The organism is Halorussus vallis, from assembly GCF_024138165.1.
Lineage (GTDB): Archaea > Halobacteriota > Halobacteria > Halobacteriales > Haladaptataceae > Halorussus > Halorussus vallis.
This window is the reverse complement of the sequence record NZ_CP100000.1, coordinates 455,659-469,532: the sequence shown is the minus strand read 5'-3', so window position 1 is coordinate 469,532 and position 13,874 is coordinate 455,659. Positions and strand designations below refer to the sequence as shown.

At 68.6% G+C, this 13,874-nt stretch carries 16 protein-coding genes; 7 read left to right on the top strand and 9 right to left on the bottom strand.

Annotated elements, in window-relative coordinates:
• The first annotated feature begins 72 nt into the window (after positions 1 to 72).
• From NGM07_RS02520 to NGM07_RS02500, 5 genes are all read left to right on the top strand, one after another.
• Complete coding sequence (locus NGM07_RS02520) at positions 73 to 327, top strand: hypothetical protein (RefSeq protein WP_253516444.1); 255 nt, start codon at positions 73 to 75, stop codon at positions 325 to 327.
• A 204-nt stretch (positions 328 to 531) separates the two neighbouring features.
• Positions 532 to 1,062 (top strand): multiprotein bridging factor aMBF1, encoded by a 531-nt coding sequence (locus NGM07_RS02515; protein WP_253516443.1) that lies wholly within the window; start codon positions 532 to 534, stop codon positions 1,060 to 1,062.
• Positions 1,063 to 1,124: 62 nt separating this feature from the next.
• Positions 1,125 to 1,784, top strand: coding sequence for a bacterio-opsin activator domain-containing protein (locus NGM07_RS02510; protein ID WP_253516441.1), 660 nt, complete (start codon positions 1,125 to 1,127; stop codon positions 1,782 to 1,784).
• Positions 1,785 to 1,848: 64 nt separating this feature from the next.
• On the top strand, positions 1,849 to 2,493 hold the full coding sequence (gene tpiA, locus NGM07_RS02505; protein WP_253516438.1) for a triose-phosphate isomerase: 645 nt from the start codon (positions 1,849 to 1,851) through the stop codon (positions 2,491 to 2,493).
• 90 nt (positions 2,494 to 2,583) lie between these two features.
• Positions 2,584 to 2,979, top strand: a complete 396-nt coding sequence (locus NGM07_RS02500) for a universal stress protein (RefSeq protein ID WP_253516435.1) — start codon at positions 2,584 to 2,586, stop codon at positions 2,977 to 2,979.
• A gap of 49 nt (positions 2,980 to 3,028) precedes the next feature.
• On the opposite strand, the gene NGM07_RS02495 is transcribed toward NGM07_RS02500, so the two are convergent.
• Both NGM07_RS02495 and NGM07_RS02490 read right to left on the bottom strand, forming a co-directional pair.
• Positions 3,029 to 3,301, bottom strand: coding sequence for a hypothetical protein (locus tag NGM07_RS02495; RefSeq protein ID WP_253516432.1), 273 nt, complete (start codon positions 3,299 to 3,301; stop codon positions 3,029 to 3,031).
• Between the two features lie 393 nt (positions 3,302 to 3,694).
• Entirely contained in the window at positions 3,695 to 5,257 is a 1,563-nt protein-coding gene (locus NGM07_RS02490) for an ATP-binding protein (protein WP_253516430.1), read from the bottom strand.
• A 138-nt stretch (positions 5,258 to 5,395) separates the two neighbouring features.
• Here NGM07_RS02490 and NGM07_RS02485 point away from each other — a divergent pair, with 138 nt between their 5' ends.
• A complete protein-coding gene (locus NGM07_RS02485; RefSeq protein ID WP_253516428.1) occupies positions 5,396 to 6,307 on the top strand; it encodes a DMT family transporter in 912 nt (303 codons plus the stop codon).
• Between the two features lie 12 nt (positions 6,308 to 6,319).
• Here NGM07_RS02485 and NGM07_RS02480 read toward each other — a convergent pair whose 3' ends face one another.
• From NGM07_RS02480 to NGM07_RS02460, 5 genes are all read right to left on the bottom strand, one after another.
• Complete coding sequence (locus NGM07_RS02480) at positions 6,320 to 7,552, bottom strand: MFS transporter (protein ID WP_253516425.1); 1,233 nt, start codon at positions 7,550 to 7,552, stop codon at positions 6,320 to 6,322.
• 179 nt (positions 7,553 to 7,731) lie between these two features.
• Positions 7,732 to 9,207, bottom strand: coding sequence for a DNA polymerase IV (dinB, locus tag NGM07_RS02475; RefSeq protein WP_253516423.1), 1,476 nt, complete (start codon positions 9,205 to 9,207; stop codon positions 7,732 to 7,734).
• 98 nt (positions 9,208 to 9,305) lie between these two features.
• Entirely contained in the window at positions 9,306 to 10,724 is a 1,419-nt protein-coding gene (locus NGM07_RS02470) for a hypothetical protein (RefSeq protein WP_253516420.1), read from the bottom strand.
• Between the two features lie 415 nt (positions 10,725 to 11,139).
• Positions 11,140 to 11,553, bottom strand: coding sequence for a hypothetical protein (locus tag NGM07_RS02465; RefSeq protein WP_253516417.1), 414 nt, complete (start codon positions 11,551 to 11,553; stop codon positions 11,140 to 11,142).
• A 67-nt stretch (positions 11,554 to 11,620) separates the two neighbouring features.
• On the bottom strand, positions 11,621 to 12,085 hold the full coding sequence (locus NGM07_RS02460) for a hypothetical protein (protein WP_253516413.1): 465 nt from the start codon (positions 12,083 to 12,085) through the stop codon (positions 11,621 to 11,623).
• Positions 12,086 to 12,254: 169 nt separating this feature from the next.
• Here NGM07_RS02460 and NGM07_RS02455 point away from each other — a divergent pair, with 169 nt between their 5' ends.
• Positions 12,255 to 12,947, top strand: coding sequence for an SOS response-associated peptidase (locus tag NGM07_RS02455; protein WP_253516410.1), 693 nt, complete (start codon positions 12,255 to 12,257; stop codon positions 12,945 to 12,947).
• 50 nt (positions 12,948 to 12,997) lie between these two features.
• Here the strand turns inward: NGM07_RS02455 and NGM07_RS02450 are convergent, their stop codons facing one another.
• Both NGM07_RS02450 and NGM07_RS02445 read right to left on the bottom strand, forming a co-directional pair.
• On the bottom strand, positions 12,998 to 13,372 hold the full coding sequence (locus tag NGM07_RS02450; protein WP_253516407.1) for a CBS domain-containing protein: 375 nt from the start codon (positions 13,370 to 13,372) through the stop codon (positions 12,998 to 13,000).
• 101 nt (positions 13,373 to 13,473) lie between these two features.
• Positions 13,474 to 13,839: a hypothetical protein gene (locus tag NGM07_RS02445; RefSeq protein ID WP_253516394.1), complete on the bottom strand. Its 366-nt coding sequence runs from the start codon at positions 13,837 to 13,839 to the stop codon at positions 13,474 to 13,476.
• Between the last annotated feature and the right edge of the window lie 35 nt (positions 13,840 to 13,874).

Sequence of the window (13,874 nt, the reverse complement as noted above, 5' to 3'; positions counted from 1 at the left end):
CGCCTCTCACACCTTCGATTAGTTAACTTTTTCAATTCGCGAGTAGTCGAAATCAATCGGTAGGTGAAAACGTTGAGCGACCAACGACCCGGCGACTCCGGCATCAGCGTGGGCCTCGACGAGCTATTGCCGGATAACAGCCACATCACGGCCGAGGAGTTCCTTGAAATCGCGGAGCGAGTCGACTCGCTGTTCGAGTTGAGCCGCGAAACCCGCCTGCCCCGCGGGACGTGTCGGCGACTGCTCCAGTACTTCGAACGCGACGACGAGGTCAAGCAGGGCTTCGGGTTCATCCGCGACCAGCGCAACGACGAACTCCTGCCGTGACGGTCCCCGGCGGAACGTTCTGTTCGGGGTTTCGGTCAAACGTCCGGCCGACGGAACGTCCGGTCCGGCGAAACGTTCGACCCGACAGTCGCCGCGAGCGTCGACGGCGCGCCGTCGACGCTCGTGGCGACCGACCGAATCGGAGGTCCGGTCGTGTGAATCCTCGTCGTGGAGTTTAAGAGTACCGCGCGACTACCGACGGGTATGGTTCAGTGTGAGATGTGCGGTGCCGAGACGGGCTCGCCCAAGACCATCAAGGTCGAGGGAGCCGAGTTGGACGTCTGCGACAACTGTGCCGACTTCGGCACCGAGGTGAAGACCCAGAGCGATTCCGGGTCCACGTCCACCAAGTACTCGACGTCGTCCTCGTCGTCGAGCAGTTCCTCCTCCGCCTCGTCGGGGTCGACCTCGGGCGGGTCGTCGCGCTCCCGGCGCAACGACATGTTCGACGACATGGACGAGGTCGCCCAGGACTACGACGACCGCATCCGGCGGGCCCGCGAGAACGCGGGACTCAGCCAGGAGGACCTCGCGAACGAACTCAACGAGAAGGCGAGCCTCATCCGGAAACTGGAGCGGGGCGACATCTTGCCGAGCGACGAGGTTCAGCAGAAGCTCGAGCGCAAACTCGACATCTCGCTGACGGCAGGCGGTTCGACCGACGACGAGGAGTGGAGCGGCGGCAGTTCGACCGGCGAGTACACGCTGGGCGACGTGGTAAAGCGCAAGGACTGACTCGTCGACGGCGTCCGCCGAAGAAATAGAATTAAATCGACCCGCACGCTATCTGCGGAACGATGACGACTATCGCGGAGGTGGAAGTGCCCGCGGAGACGACGGTTCTCGCGGATACGTTCGAGCGGTTCCCCGACATCGAGGTCCGGATGGAGCACGTCGTCGGGACCGAACAAGGGGAGGTGATGCCCTTCGTCTGGGTGTCCGGCGTCGCCGGCGAGGACGTCGAGGCGGCGCTGCGCGAGGACCCGACCGCGACGGACGTACGGAAGGTCGACGAACAGGACGAATCGTACCTCTACAAGGTCACCTTCGTCGACGGGATGCACATCCTCTCGGAGATCATCTTCGAGCACGACGGCACCATCCTCGAAGTGGCGGGGAGCGACTCGACGTGGCGGTTGCTACTCCGATTCCCCGAGCGCACGGACTTCGCCGACGCCTACGACAAGTTCGAGGAGTACGACTTTCGGCCGTCGCTGTACGACATCCACCGACTCGACATCGACTCGGGAAGCCCCCGGGGACTCACCGCCGAACAGTACGAGATTCTGAACATCGCCCACGAGATGGGACACTACGACGTCCCCCGGGAGACGACCCTGGAGGCGGTCGCCAACCAACTGGATATCTCCCGACAGGCCGCCTCCGAGCGCCTGCGCCGCGCCCACAAGTCGGTCGTCGACGACTACCTGTCGAGCAACTCGAACGGCAGTGAGTGACGCTCCCCGCGTAAGTATCGGCGTCTCTCGCAACCTATTTGTCCCGCCCGCCGGACCTTTCGGTATGTTCGTTCTCGTCAATCTGAAGGCGTACCCCTGCGACCCCGTCGAAGTCGCCGCGGCCGCCGCGGACGTCGCCGACGACTCGGGCGTCCGCGTCGCCGTCGCCCCGCAGGCCGCGCACCTCCAGCGCGTCGCCGAGACGGGCGTCGAGACGTGGGCCCAGCATGTCAGTCCGGTCGACCACGGCAGTCACACCGGTTCGACGCTCGCGGAGGCCGCCGCCGACGCGGGCGCGACCGGCACCCTGCTCAACCACTCCGAGCGTCGCCTCAAACTCGCCGACATCGACGCCGCGCTCGACGCCGCCGAGCGCGCCGACCTCGACACCTGCGTCTGCGCGAACAACCCCGAGCAAATCGGCGCGGCGGCGAACCTCGGCCCGGACGCCGTGGCGGTCGAACCGCCCGAACTCATCGGCACGGGCACGCCGGTCAGCAAGGCCGACCCGGACGTCGTCACCGACGCCGTGGCGGCCGCCGAGGCGGTCGACGACTCGGTCGACGTCTACTGCGGCGCGGGCATCTCGACCGGCGAGGACCTCGAAGCCGCCGGCGACCTGGGCGCGGAGGGCGTCCTGCTGGCCAGCGGTGTGGCGAAGGCGGACGACCCGAGGGCGGCGCTGGAGGACCTGGTCGCGCCGCTCTGAGCGAGGATTCGCGTCACGTCACCTTTCTAACGGTATCCGATTCGACAGCTCCCGGTGGAGTTATGTGAACCATCGGAGTACCCTTGAACTATGGTAACGTACCTCGCAGGGACGGACGGCGTCCGGACGAGCACGCGTCTCGGCGAGTATCTCGACGACGAGGTCGCGGAGGGCGATACGGTCCACGCCCTGTACGCGCTCGGGGCGAATCCCAGCCAGGAGGACATCGACCGCGGCGAGGAGGCCCTCGCGGTCTTCACCGACCGATTCGGCCGCGAGGCGGCCGTCGAACTCCACCACCCCATCCGTAGCACGCCGCCGTCCCGGGAGCTGTTGATAACCGCCAACGAGGTCGACGCCGACAAGATAGTGGTCGGACTCCGCCAGCACGGCGTGACCGAGCGCATCGTCTTCGGCAGCACGGCCCAGGAGGTGCTGAAGAACACGACCCGACCGGTCGTCGCGGTCCCGCTCGCGACCGGATAGGGGTGCGAAGGTCCGAACTCGCGGTCGTCGGAGCCTCGACGAGCGGCGATCACTCGTTCCGAATCACGTAGTGGTCGTCGTCCTGGCGCTCCAGCACCGCCGCCTCGCGCATCCGGACCACGTAGCCGGTGGGCGTGCGCTCCAACTCGTGGTCGGCCCGCACGCGCACGAGGTTGCCGAGCACCTGCGCCGACGGCGGTTTCTGGGCGGCCCCGCAGTCGTAGATAGTGAGCAACTCCCGCTCGCGCTCGTCGTAGACGACCACGTGAGCGTGCTGGGGGAGCTTCCAGCGGTTCTCGCCCGCCGGGGCCAGGGTGTTCATGCGTCGTGGTACTCGGAGGCGCTGTAAAAGTGTCTCGTCGTTTGGAATGCAGTTTTCGGGAGTTAGGCCATAGTTGCTTGGGACCGCGACCACTGTGAAAACCCCAACTTATCACGGACGACAGCAGCGGAGAACACTTCGAAAGCCCCCGCCCGCTCGCGGTCGCTGCGCGAGATATTCGAGTCGGGCCTGCGGCCCTCCCCGAATAATTGCTCGCGCAGACGACCAAGTAAACGCGAGCGGGCGGCCCCTTTCAGTCCCGCCCCTCGGTCGGTCAGGCTGGCGCACGTCGGCGGACGGTTCACCGGGCGCTACCGATGGTTCGTGTCGTGAAGCGCCTCCGATAGCATAGTCGACCGAGCTTACGCCGTCGAAAATCCAGTAGCCGTCGTCTCAATCGAGGTCCGGGAGATCCTCGGCCACCTGAGCCAGCGCCTTCCTGCGGTCGTCGTCGTCGAGTTCGCCGTCGGTGAGGGCCGCGAGGAGGCTCGGAAGCGCGGCGACGTACTCGCCGCCGCCCGCGTGCTGGACGAAGCCGCGCTGGCGGAGCGTCCGGTTGTGGTTGTACGCGATTTCGCGGTCGTCGGGACCGCCGGCGACGACGTGTGCGGCGTCCGGCGAGGAGGGGCCGTCCCGGAGGTAGTGGGCGAGCATCCCGCGCTCGACCGGTTCGAGCGCGTCGAGTTCCTCGCGGATGGCCTCCAGGGGGTCGCGGTCGGTTGACGACTCTTCGGAGTTGTCGTCTGACTCGGCGACCGCCCCGCCGTCGTCGGCGGAGTCGGCCGCCGCGGCGGCCGACCCCGCGGGACTCGCGGTCTGGCCCGCGCCGCCGTCGGCACCGGCGTTCCGGTCGTAGTTCCCGAGGCTAGCCTGCTGGCCCGTATCGATGTACGGGTTCGCCCGCCGGTTCTGGGAGGTGTCGAGCATCGCCTTGGCGAACTTGTCGGCGACCTCCTCCATCTCGCGGGCCTCCTTGAGTTGGCGTTCGAGGTCCTCTATCTGGTTCTCGCGCTCGCGCAGTTCCATCCGAAGCTCCTCGAGTTCGTCCTCCTTGCGCCGTTCCTCCTTGCTGATGTCCTTGAGGTCCGAAACCAGGTCGTCGCTCACCGACTTGAGGTCGGGGCGCTCGAAGTCCTCCAGGCCGGGCGTCGCGCCCGCGTCAAACGTCTGCTTGCGGTGGAACTGGACCCGGCGCGTCTCCTCGGACCAGTCGGTGGTCATGAACGCCTCGCCGTCGCCCATGTCCTCGATGGCCTCGGCGTAGTCGTTGCCGAGGATGCGCCCGACCACGTTGGTGTCGTTGTTCCAGGTGAGGCGGTGCCAGACCAGCCAGTCGCACTGGGTGATGAAGTCCTTCTTCACGTCGGCGGGGCGCTGGCTGATGCCCGCGATGCCCAGGCCGTGCTTGCGCCCGCGCTTGCCGATCTTGATGAGCATCCGGCCGCACTCGTCCATCCCGCCGCCCTCCGGGATGTACTCGTGGACCTCCTCGACCACCATCAAGAACGGCTTCTTCAGCTTCTTCTCCTTGGCGAACAGCTGCTGGGCCACCGCCTTCAGCAGTTCCTTGCCCTCGTCCTCGTCGAGGTAACCCGAGACGTCGAGGATGATGGGGACGTTGTCCTCCAGCGCGAGCTTCGCCAGTTTGCCGGCGTGCTCGGGGTTGACCTGGATGTCGCACTCGTCGTCGGCGCCGGCGTGGAGCAGTTCGTACTCCTCTTTCAGCCCGTAGTACTCGCCGTCGGTGTCGACCAGCATCACGGGGTAGCCGCCGTCGAGCAACTTCTCGGCGATGACCGACGCAGTGTTGGACTTCCCGCTGCCGGACTTGCCGGTGACGAACGCGCGACCGGTCAGGACCTCCACGACGGGCAACTCGACGGGGTCGCCCGGTTCGCCGGCGTCGCCCCCTACCCCGGCGCTCACCTCCGCGACTTCGATCGTCTCTTCGGACATGTGTTCGTTGCTCGTCTCCTTTCGCCCGACCCTCATAAACTGTCGGGGCTCGCGAGCGGTTGGGGTGCCCGACGACGCCACCCGCACGGCCCCACCGTCTTTCCGTCGGAGCAACGTATCCGGCGACGTGAACCGCACGTGACCCGCGCGCGAGACGTCAGCAGTTTCCTGCTCATGACGCTGCTGTTCGGCGGGGCGTTCCCGGCCATCGAGGTCGGCCTCCGGATTCTGCCGCCGCTGCTGCTGGCGACGATTCGCTACGGCACCTCCGCGCTCTTGCTCCTCGGCTACGCGGCCGCGAGAACCGACCGGTGGCTCCCCCGCTCGCGCGGCGACTGGAGCGCGGTCGTCGCTGGCGGCGTCCTGTTCATCGGCGGCACCGCCTTCACGTTCGTCGGCCAGCAGTTCACGACCGCCGGGGTCGCCGCGGTCATCTTCAGCGCGATTCCGGTGCTCACGGTGGTCGTCGGGTGGGCGCTACTGCCCGACCAGCACCTCTCGCGGCGGGGACTGCTCGGACTGCTGGTGGGGTTCCTCGGCGTCGCCGTTGTCGTCGACCCGACGACCGTCGACCTCCGGGCGGGACTGGTCGGCGGACTGCTCGTCTTCCTGGCCGCCCTGAGCGTCACCGTCGGGACGGTGCTGGTCCGGCGGAGCCACCCCGAGATGTCGGTGGTGGGCCTCACCGGGTGGGCGATGCTCGTCGGCGCGGCCATCCAGTACGGCGCCAGCGTCGCGGCGGGCGAGTCTACCGCCGGAGTCCGCGTCACCCTCCTCGGCGCGCTGGCGGTGGCCTACCTCGCGGTGCTCGCCAGCGGCGTCGGCTTCGTCATCTACTTCGGCCTGCTCGAACGGTTCGGCCCGCTGGAGGTCAACCTCGTCTCCTACGTCGTCCCGGTGGTTTCGGTCGCACTGGGGTGGGCGTTCCTCGACGAACCGGTCACCGCGACCACCCTGGTCGGCTTCGGCGTCATCGTCGCGGGTTTCCTGCTGCTGAAGGAGAAGGACCTCGCAGCCGAACTGGCGAAGTACCGCGGTGCGGGCCGGTGAAGGGGTCGGACGCTACGCGCGCACCCGCATCGAGAGGATGGCCCCGAACGCGGTCGCCGTGAGCGCGAAGCCGCAGAGCACGAGGAACAGCGCCGTCGGCGAGAACAGTTCGAGGACGTATCCGGCGATGCCCGCGCCGAGCGCGCCGACGCCGAACACGCCGAGGTAGGTGAACCCGTAGGAGAGCCCCCGGGTCCCGGCGGGGGTGTACTCCGCGACCGCCGCCTGATACAGCGGCTGGACGACGAACAGCGCGAACCCGAGGACCGCGCTCGCCGCGAGCAGGGGGACGAGGCCGGCGTTCAGTGCGGGCAGGTAGAGGACGGCGATGACCGCGAGCGCCGCGAACGCCCCGGTGATGCCGCGCTCGACCCGGATGCGGTCGGTTAGTTTCCCGCCGACGTACTGCCCGCCGATGCCGATCATCAGGAGGCCGGCGTAGATGTACCGCGAGGGTTGAATCTCGCGGCTCCCGACGGAAACGGGGTCGAACAGCGGCTGGTTCGCCAGCATCTCCGGCAGGAAGGTCAGCACGCCGCGGTAGTACAGCCCCGAGCACATCACCACGACGAACACCAGGACGAACGCGCCCGAGAAGAGGGTCTTCGTGTCGCGGACGAACTCCGGGAGCGACGAGACGCCGCCGTCGGCGCGGGCGTCGCCGCCCGTCGCGGTGGACTCGTCGACGCCGGCCGTCTCGTCGAACTCGACGGTGAACGCGAACAGGAGCGCGAGCGCCGCCGGAACCGCCAGCAGGGCGACCACCGCGCGCCAGTCGAAGAACAGCAGGAGTACCGCGGTCGAGAGCGGGCCGAGCGCGATGCCGAGATTGCCGGCCATCCCGTGGTAGGCGAACGCGGTACCCTGCCGGGAGACGCCCGTGCTGATGAGCGACAGCCCCGAGGGGTGGTAGACGCTCGCGGCCAGCCCCCAGAGCACCAGCGCCAGCGCGATAACCGGCACGCTCGGCGCGACGCTGAGCAGGGCGAACGACCCGCCCATCCCGGCGAGGCAGGCGATGATGAGCCGGCGCGACCCGTAGGCGTCGGCGAGCAGGCCACCGGGGAGCGCCCCGAGGCCGAACAGCGCGTATCCCGCGGAGACGACCAGCCCCATCGTCCCGGCGGACACGCCGAACCGGTCGAGCCAGATGGTCACGAGAATCGGCACCGACAGCTCGTAGGTGTGGACCATCGCGTGGGCGACCATCACCAGCCCCACGATGGAGCGGTCGTTGTGATTCATCGACTCACCGCCCCCGGCGCCGGCCGGGGCGCGAGGCGGCGTTCGCCCGCCCGGGACCGTTCGGCGTCGCGTCTCCGCGCGTCACGACTCGTCCGGTTCACACTTGGTCACAAGTGGGTCTTCTCGTCGGCGCTCTTGAGTCTGGTTGAATCGGCAGGACGTGCGGTGCGGCGCGGCGCTCAGAAGTCGGTCAGCGACGACTGTCCCCGGGGGTCGGCGTCGCCCTCGGTATCGTCTTCTCCGCGGTCGTCGCCGGCGTCGGCGTCGCCCGCGCCGGCGAAGTTGCGCAGGTCCGGGCTTCCGTCGGGGCGCGCGACGCCCTCCTCGGCGGTCGGGTCAGAGTCGGACGGTTCGCCGGACTCGCTCGACTCGCGGGATTCGCGGGACTCGGTCGCCTCGTCGGATTCGGTCGTCTCGTCGGATTCGGTCGTCTCGTCGGATTCGCCCGACTCGCCGGACGCCGTCACCTCCTCGGCGTCCGACGGGTCGGCGTCGTCCCACCCGTCGCCGAGGCTCGCCTGCTCGCCCTCCGAGAACTCGAGGTTCGACACCCGGACGCCGACCTTCCGGACGCGGTCGTCGGCGAACTCCTCCAGCAGTTCGAGCGCGACCTCCTCGACCAGTTCGGGGTCGTCGACCGGCCCCGACAGCGACTTCGAGCGGGTGTTCACGTCGTAGGGCGGCGTCACGGCTTTGATGCCGATGGTCCGGTAGAGCGCGCCCTTCCGGGTCGCGCGGTCGGCGACGGCCGCCGCGAGCGTCCGGACCCGCTCGCGTTTCTTCCCTTCGTCGTCGGTGGGGTCGACGAACGCCGACTCGCGCGAGAGGCTCTTGGGCCGGCCGCGCGGGGTCACCTCGCGGTCGTCCTCGCCGCGCGCCCGGCGGTGCATCTCCGCGCCGCGCTCGCCGAAGCGGGCGACCAGCGCGCGGCGGTCGGCAGTCGCGAGGTCGCCCGCGGTTTCAACGTCCATCTCCCGGAGCTTTCGGGCCGTGACCGGACCGACGCCGTGAATCTCGGCCACGTCGAGCGGCGCGAGAAACGACCTGACCTCGCCGGGTTCGACCACCACGAGGCCGTCGGGCTTGTCGTGGTCGCTGGCGATCTTGGCGGCCGACATGTTCGGCGCGACGCCGACGCTCGCGGTCACGCCGACCTCACGGTCGATGCGGTTCTTGACGTGGCGGGCGAACCCCTCGGCGACCTCCCAGGCGGTCCGGTCGGTCACGTCGAGGTAGGCTTCGTCGATGCTGACCTCCCGGACCACGTCGGCGGCGTCGTGGAGGATGTCCTTGACCTCCGCGCTCACCTCCTGGTAGTAGTCCATGTCGACCGGGCGGTAGTGGCCCGCTTCGTCGGGATCGATTTCGGGGTCGTTCTCGGCGTCGACCTTCCGGGGCAGGCGTTCGAGCGCCTGCCCGATGGCCTGGGCGCTCTCGACGCCGAACTCCCGGGCCTCGTAGCTCGCGGTGGCGACCGCGCCGTGGTTCTCGCCGTCCTCGTAGCCCATGCCGACGACGACCGGTTCGCCGCGGAGTTCGGGTTCGCGGCGGCGCTCGCAAGAGGCGTAGAAGCAGTCCATGTCCACGTGGAGCACGATGGCGTCGCCTCCCTCCTCGTCGGGCGTCCCGGGCAGTCGCGGGCCTCCCTCGGCCATTGTCGGGGGTTCGGACCCACTCCCCGATAAATCATCTGGACCGCAGGCGGGCGGTCGGACGTCATCGCCATCGTCGAGCGGTCGCCGCCGGCGGCCGATCACGCCGCCAGCAGTTCGGCAAGGTGCGAGTACGCCGTCGCGAGGCCGGCGTAGACGGGGTAGGGCGTCCGCCGCGCGACGGCGTACACCGCCCGATTGCGGGGCGAATCGGTCGAGTCGGGGTTCGACGACCGCGCGGCCAGCGCGTCGATGTCGGCGTCGCGAAGCCACTCGAAGAACGCCGCCGCCTCGGGGTAGGGGAACTCGGCGACGGGGCACGCGACGTCGGAGTCGGGCGTTTCGGTGTCGGGTGCTCCGGCGGTAGGCATTCCGGTGGCGGGCGTTTCGGCGTCGTCGTCCTGGGGAATTCGCTCGGCGTGGGTCTGAACGTCGCGCCACATGAACCGCTCGTCGGCGCCGAGGTGCCAGTCACCCTCCTCGAAGTGGTCGCGGGCGCGTTCGAGCGTCTTTCCCTCGAACGGGTAGCCGTGGTCGACCGGGTCGAGTCCGGCCAGCAACAACCCGACCTCGGTCCGGACGCACTTCTCGCACTCGCCGCAGTTCTCGCTGTCGAGCGAGCAGGTCCGTAGTTCGAGGTCGGGCGCCTCCACCCGGACGTAGTCGGCGATGCGGTAGAGCTTCTGCTGGCGGGTCAGTTCGTAGGCGTCGTGTTCGACCGTCGTGTCGGCCCAGGCGACCTCGTCGTCGGTCGCCGGATGCGAGCCCCAGGCGTACTCGAAGCCCTCCGAGTGAGTCGCCGCGATGTACAGCGTGTCGAACCCCTCGGTGACCGACAGCGGCGCGCACGCCCCGAGCAGGCCCAGGCCGTGGTGGACCGACGTGATCCAGTTGTCGTCGTAGTGCCGACCGAAGTGGGCGTTGAGCATCACGAGGTCGAGGAACTGCTGCATGTTCGTCCGGACGAAGCGGTTGTCGAGGTCGCGGCGCCGGGCGAACTCGCGCAGGTGGGGTTGGCGCTCGGTCCAGCGGTCGTTCTGGTCGAGGCCGATGTCGAAGCCGTGGACGCTGACCAGCGTCGGGTCCTCCTCGCGGTGGCGCAGGTAGGTCGTGACCGAGTCGACCCCGCCGCTGAACAGCATCGCGCTCCCGCGGTCCGGTTCGAGGTCGCGTTCCCGTCGAGTCGCGACCGGATTGCGCGCGTACACCTCGCCGAGACCGCCCTCGGTAGCGAGTTCGGGGTGGATGCGCTCGAACCCCCGACGAACCTTCCGAAGCGAGCGGAAGAACGTCGCGTCGACGGTCGGGACGTACACGTCCGCGCCGGTCGCCCACGCGACCGGACAGAGGTTCGCCACCAGCGGGACGGCGAGGAGGCTCTCGGGGACGTCGCTGACGTCCACGTCGTACTCGACGAAGAAGTCGTCTGCGAAGAACCGCCGCAGGTCCGGCGAACAGGCGTACTCGTAGGTCACGCGCTCGCCTTCGGCGCGCACGTCTCCGACGACGATTTCGGACACGCTATCGACCCCTCCCGGCGGTCGCCCTCACGTCGCTCGGGGTTTCGGTGGTCGGGGCCTCGACAATCGGGAGTTCGTCGACGGTGACCGCGGCGACCGGGGGTTCGCCGGGACGAGACTCGTCGACCGAAGGTTCGTCGTCGGGCGTTCTCCAGGGAAGGTGCCGTCGCAGTGAGCGCATACGTCGCGTCCGTCGTTGACGGTAGTAATTCGGTTGCCCGTTCATTACGTTCACGCCCTCGGGCGTTCGTTCACGCCAAAGTAGGAATCGACTGAGCGTGAACGGTTCGCGAGTCTTCGTCCGAAACGCGAGCTTTCCGGCAGGCGAACCGACAGATACCGACGCGGACCGGGGGCGGCGATTCTCGGCATTCGAGGCGGCGAACCGACCGACGGCGAGCGCAGAGGAGCGAAATCAGGCGATACTGCCGTCGCGCAGGAGGTCGGCGACGACGTGCACGTAGAGGACGACCGCGGTGAACAGTGCGTAGACCGGCGCCAGGAACGCCGCCGCGGCGACGAGCAGACCGCCGACGAGCGCGTGGCTGAGCAGGCGGTGGGTTTCGAGCCGGTTCGTGTCCACGCCCTCGAACACCTCCTCCTGGCGCGTGAACGCGAACACGGGGTCGGTCACGCACCGCCGGAGGTGCGACCAGTCCCCGGCGTGGAGCCTGGCCGCGACGAAGTGGTCGAGGTCGACGAAGACGCTCAGCATGACGCCGTACGCGAAGAGGACGCCAGCTTCGACGGGGAGGGAGATGTCGGGAAGCGCAAGAACGAGCGCGCCGGAGGCGACGGCCCCGAGCGCGGCGTGTTCGTGGGACTTCATCTGCGGGACGGTTCGAAACGGAGGGTGTTAGTTCGATGGGGTTCGGACGGCGCGGTCGGCGACACCGTCACTCCTCGGGCGTCGAGGCGTCGAGACGGCGGTCGGCGCCGTACCAGACGACCGACCAGTCGGCGGGACTGGGGAGGCCGCAGGCCGTCGCGCCGAGGAGCGCCGCGGTCGCGACCCTGTCGCCGGCCGCGAGGGGGTTCGGGAGGACGCCGGCCGCGACCAGCAGGAGCGGGAGCGCCAGCGCGACGGGGAGGATGGCGGCGATTCGAACGGCCCAGTCTGGCGCGCTCGGCGGCACGTGGGTCACCTCGACTCGGACGAGTCCGCCGGCGAAAGCGTTCTGGAGCGAGGTCCAGGCGGTCGACGAGTCGGCGACGTCGTTCGCCGGGAGGAGGGTCACGGTGTAGGAGGCGTTCGCGAGGCGGAGCGGGACGAGGTGCAGGAGTTCGTGGGCGCAGACTCCCAGCACCAGCGTGGCGAGGAGGACCGCACCCGGCGCGAGCCACTGGACGACGGATTGCATCGGAGTTGGCGACGCTGTTCACCGAGGCGACTCAACTGTTACGGAATCTCGCTGGGGTTCCTCGCCGGGGTGCCTCGTCGGATAACGTGGGGGTGAGACTCCGGGGGACTGGCGACTCGCTCCGTCGCCGAACCGGGGCGTTATGCTCCCGGCGCGCGTAGTCGGTGGTATGTGCGGACGAACCTCGCTCTTCGTCCCGCAGTCGGTCCTCGAAGAGCGTTTCGACGCGACTGCGGTCGAATCGATTACCCCGCGGTACAACGTCGCGCCGGGCGACGACCTCGCGACCGTCCGGAACGACGTCGTCGACGAAATCGACCAGTTCGAATGGGGGCTGATTCCGTCCTGGGTCGACGACCCCGACGATTCGCCGCGGCCGATCAACGCGCGGGCCGAAACCGTCGTCGAGAAGCCGATGTTCCGCGAGGCGTTCGAGCAACGCCGGTGTCTCGTCCTCGCCGACGGGTTCTACGAGTGGAAGGGTCGGCGAGGGTCCAAACAGCCCTACCGAATCACGCGTCGCGACGACCAGCCGTTCGCGTTCGCCGGACTGTGGGAGACGTGGGAGGGACCCGACGGAGTCCGAGAAACCGCGACCATCGTCACGACCGAGGCGAACGAAACCGTCGCGGACGTCCACGACCGGATGCCGGTGATACTCGACCGGGCCGACGAGCGGACGTGGCTGACCGCCACCGACGAAACTCGCTTGCAGTCGGTGCTGGACCCCTACCCGGACGACGACCTCCGGGCGTACCCCGTCTCGAAGCGGGTGAACGACCCGGCGAACGACTCGCCCGATATCATCGAAGAGATTGACATCGGCGAACAGGTCGGCTTCGACGAATTCGGCGCGAGTTGACCGCGCGTGGCGACGGCGGCGTCGCCCTCGACGGACGGTTCGGCGGCCACCTACGACAGGTGGGCAGTGACGTCGGTCGAGGAGACCATGCCGAGGTACTCGTCGTCGACGACCGGGAGGTGCTTGATGCCGTAGGTCGTCATCATCGCGGCGATCTCCTCCATGTAGAGGTCGGGCGTGACCGTCTCGACGTTCGAGGTCATCACGTCGGCCACCTGTAGCTCAGACGTGTCGCGACCGTCGGCGACGGCCTCGATCACGTCGGTACTGCTGATTATCGCCCGCGGCGTGGTCGTGACGACCAGCGCGCTGATGTCCTTCTCGCGCATCCGCTTCGCGGCGTCCATCACCGTGGCGTCTTTCGAGATGGTTTCCAGCGGACTCGACATCACGTCTCGGGCGGTCGGCCTGTCGGTAGAACTCATACCACTACTGACGGTCGGGACGGTTATGGATGTTCCCCCGTGACAGTTGGGTCCTGTCGAGTACACCGGCCGGTCCCCGTCACCCGGTAGTCGGGGGGGCGCTACGCCGAAGCGAGCAGTTCCCGGTAGGCCGGGTGGAGCCACGCGAACTCGACGTCGGCCAGCGCCGACCCGACGCTCGCTCCGGACGCGACGTCGGCTTCAAGTTCGAACGTCGTTCCCCGGCTGGCGTGGACGCCGGTTTCGTCGAACGGAACGACCGAGACGAACGCCTCGTCGGTCGTCCAGTGGTACGCGACTCGGTCGCCGCCCTCGACGAGGCCGACGAGCGAGCAGTCGCCGACGCTCCGCCCGAGGACGTGGGCGGCCTTGAGGTAGACGTGGCTACCGCCCTTCTCGCGGGTGAGCGCGTCGCAGAACCGGTCGAAGACTTCGTCGCCGTCCGTCGTCGCAGTTCGACTCGCCATGCGGGAGTCGTTTCGAAGCGGGGGTAAAGTAGTGT

Coding starts and splice junctions, on each gene's coding strand:
- NGM07_RS02445 (WP_253516394.1), bottom strand. CDS start 13,839: ATGGCGAGTCGAACTGCGACGACGGACGGCGACGAAGTCTTCGACCGG.
- dinB (WP_253516423.1), bottom strand. CDS start 9,207: ATGGCCGAGGGAGGCCCGCGACTGCCCGGGACGCCCGACGAGGAGGGA.
- NGM07_RS02500 (WP_253516435.1), top strand. CDS start 2,584: ATGGTAACGTACCTCGCAGGGACGGACGGCGTCCGGACGAGCACGCGT.
- NGM07_RS02465 (WP_253516417.1), bottom strand. CDS start 11,553: ATGAAGTCCCACGAACACGCCGCGCTCGGGGCCGTCGCCTCCGGCGCG.
- NGM07_RS02510 (WP_253516441.1), top strand. CDS start 1,125: ATGACGACTATCGCGGAGGTGGAAGTGCCCGCGGAGACGACGGTTCTC.
- tpiA (WP_253516438.1), top strand. CDS start 1,849: ATGTTCGTTCTCGTCAATCTGAAGGCGTACCCCTGCGACCCCGTCGAA.
- NGM07_RS02490 (WP_253516430.1), bottom strand. CDS start 5,257: ATGTCCGAAGAGACGATCGAAGTCGCGGAGGTGAGCGCCGGGGTAGGG.
- NGM07_RS02480 (WP_253516425.1), bottom strand. CDS start 7,552: ATGAATCACAACGACCGCTCCATCGTGGGGCTGGTGATGGTCGCCCAC.
- NGM07_RS02450 (WP_253516407.1), bottom strand. CDS start 13,372: ATGAGTTCTACCGACAGGCCGACCGCCCGAGACGTGATGTCGAGTCCG.
- NGM07_RS02515 (WP_253516443.1), top strand. CDS start 532: ATGGTTCAGTGTGAGATGTGCGGTGCCGAGACGGGCTCGCCCAAGACC.
- NGM07_RS02455 (WP_253516410.1), top strand. CDS start 12,255: ATGTGCGGACGAACCTCGCTCTTCGTCCCGCAGTCGGTCCTCGAAGAG.
- NGM07_RS02495 (WP_253516432.1), bottom strand. CDS start 3,301: ATGAACACCCTGGCCCCGGCGGGCGAGAACCGCTGGAAGCTCCCCCAG.
- NGM07_RS02460 (WP_253516413.1), bottom strand. CDS start 12,085: ATGCAATCCGTCGTCCAGTGGCTCGCGCCGGGTGCGGTCCTCCTCGCC.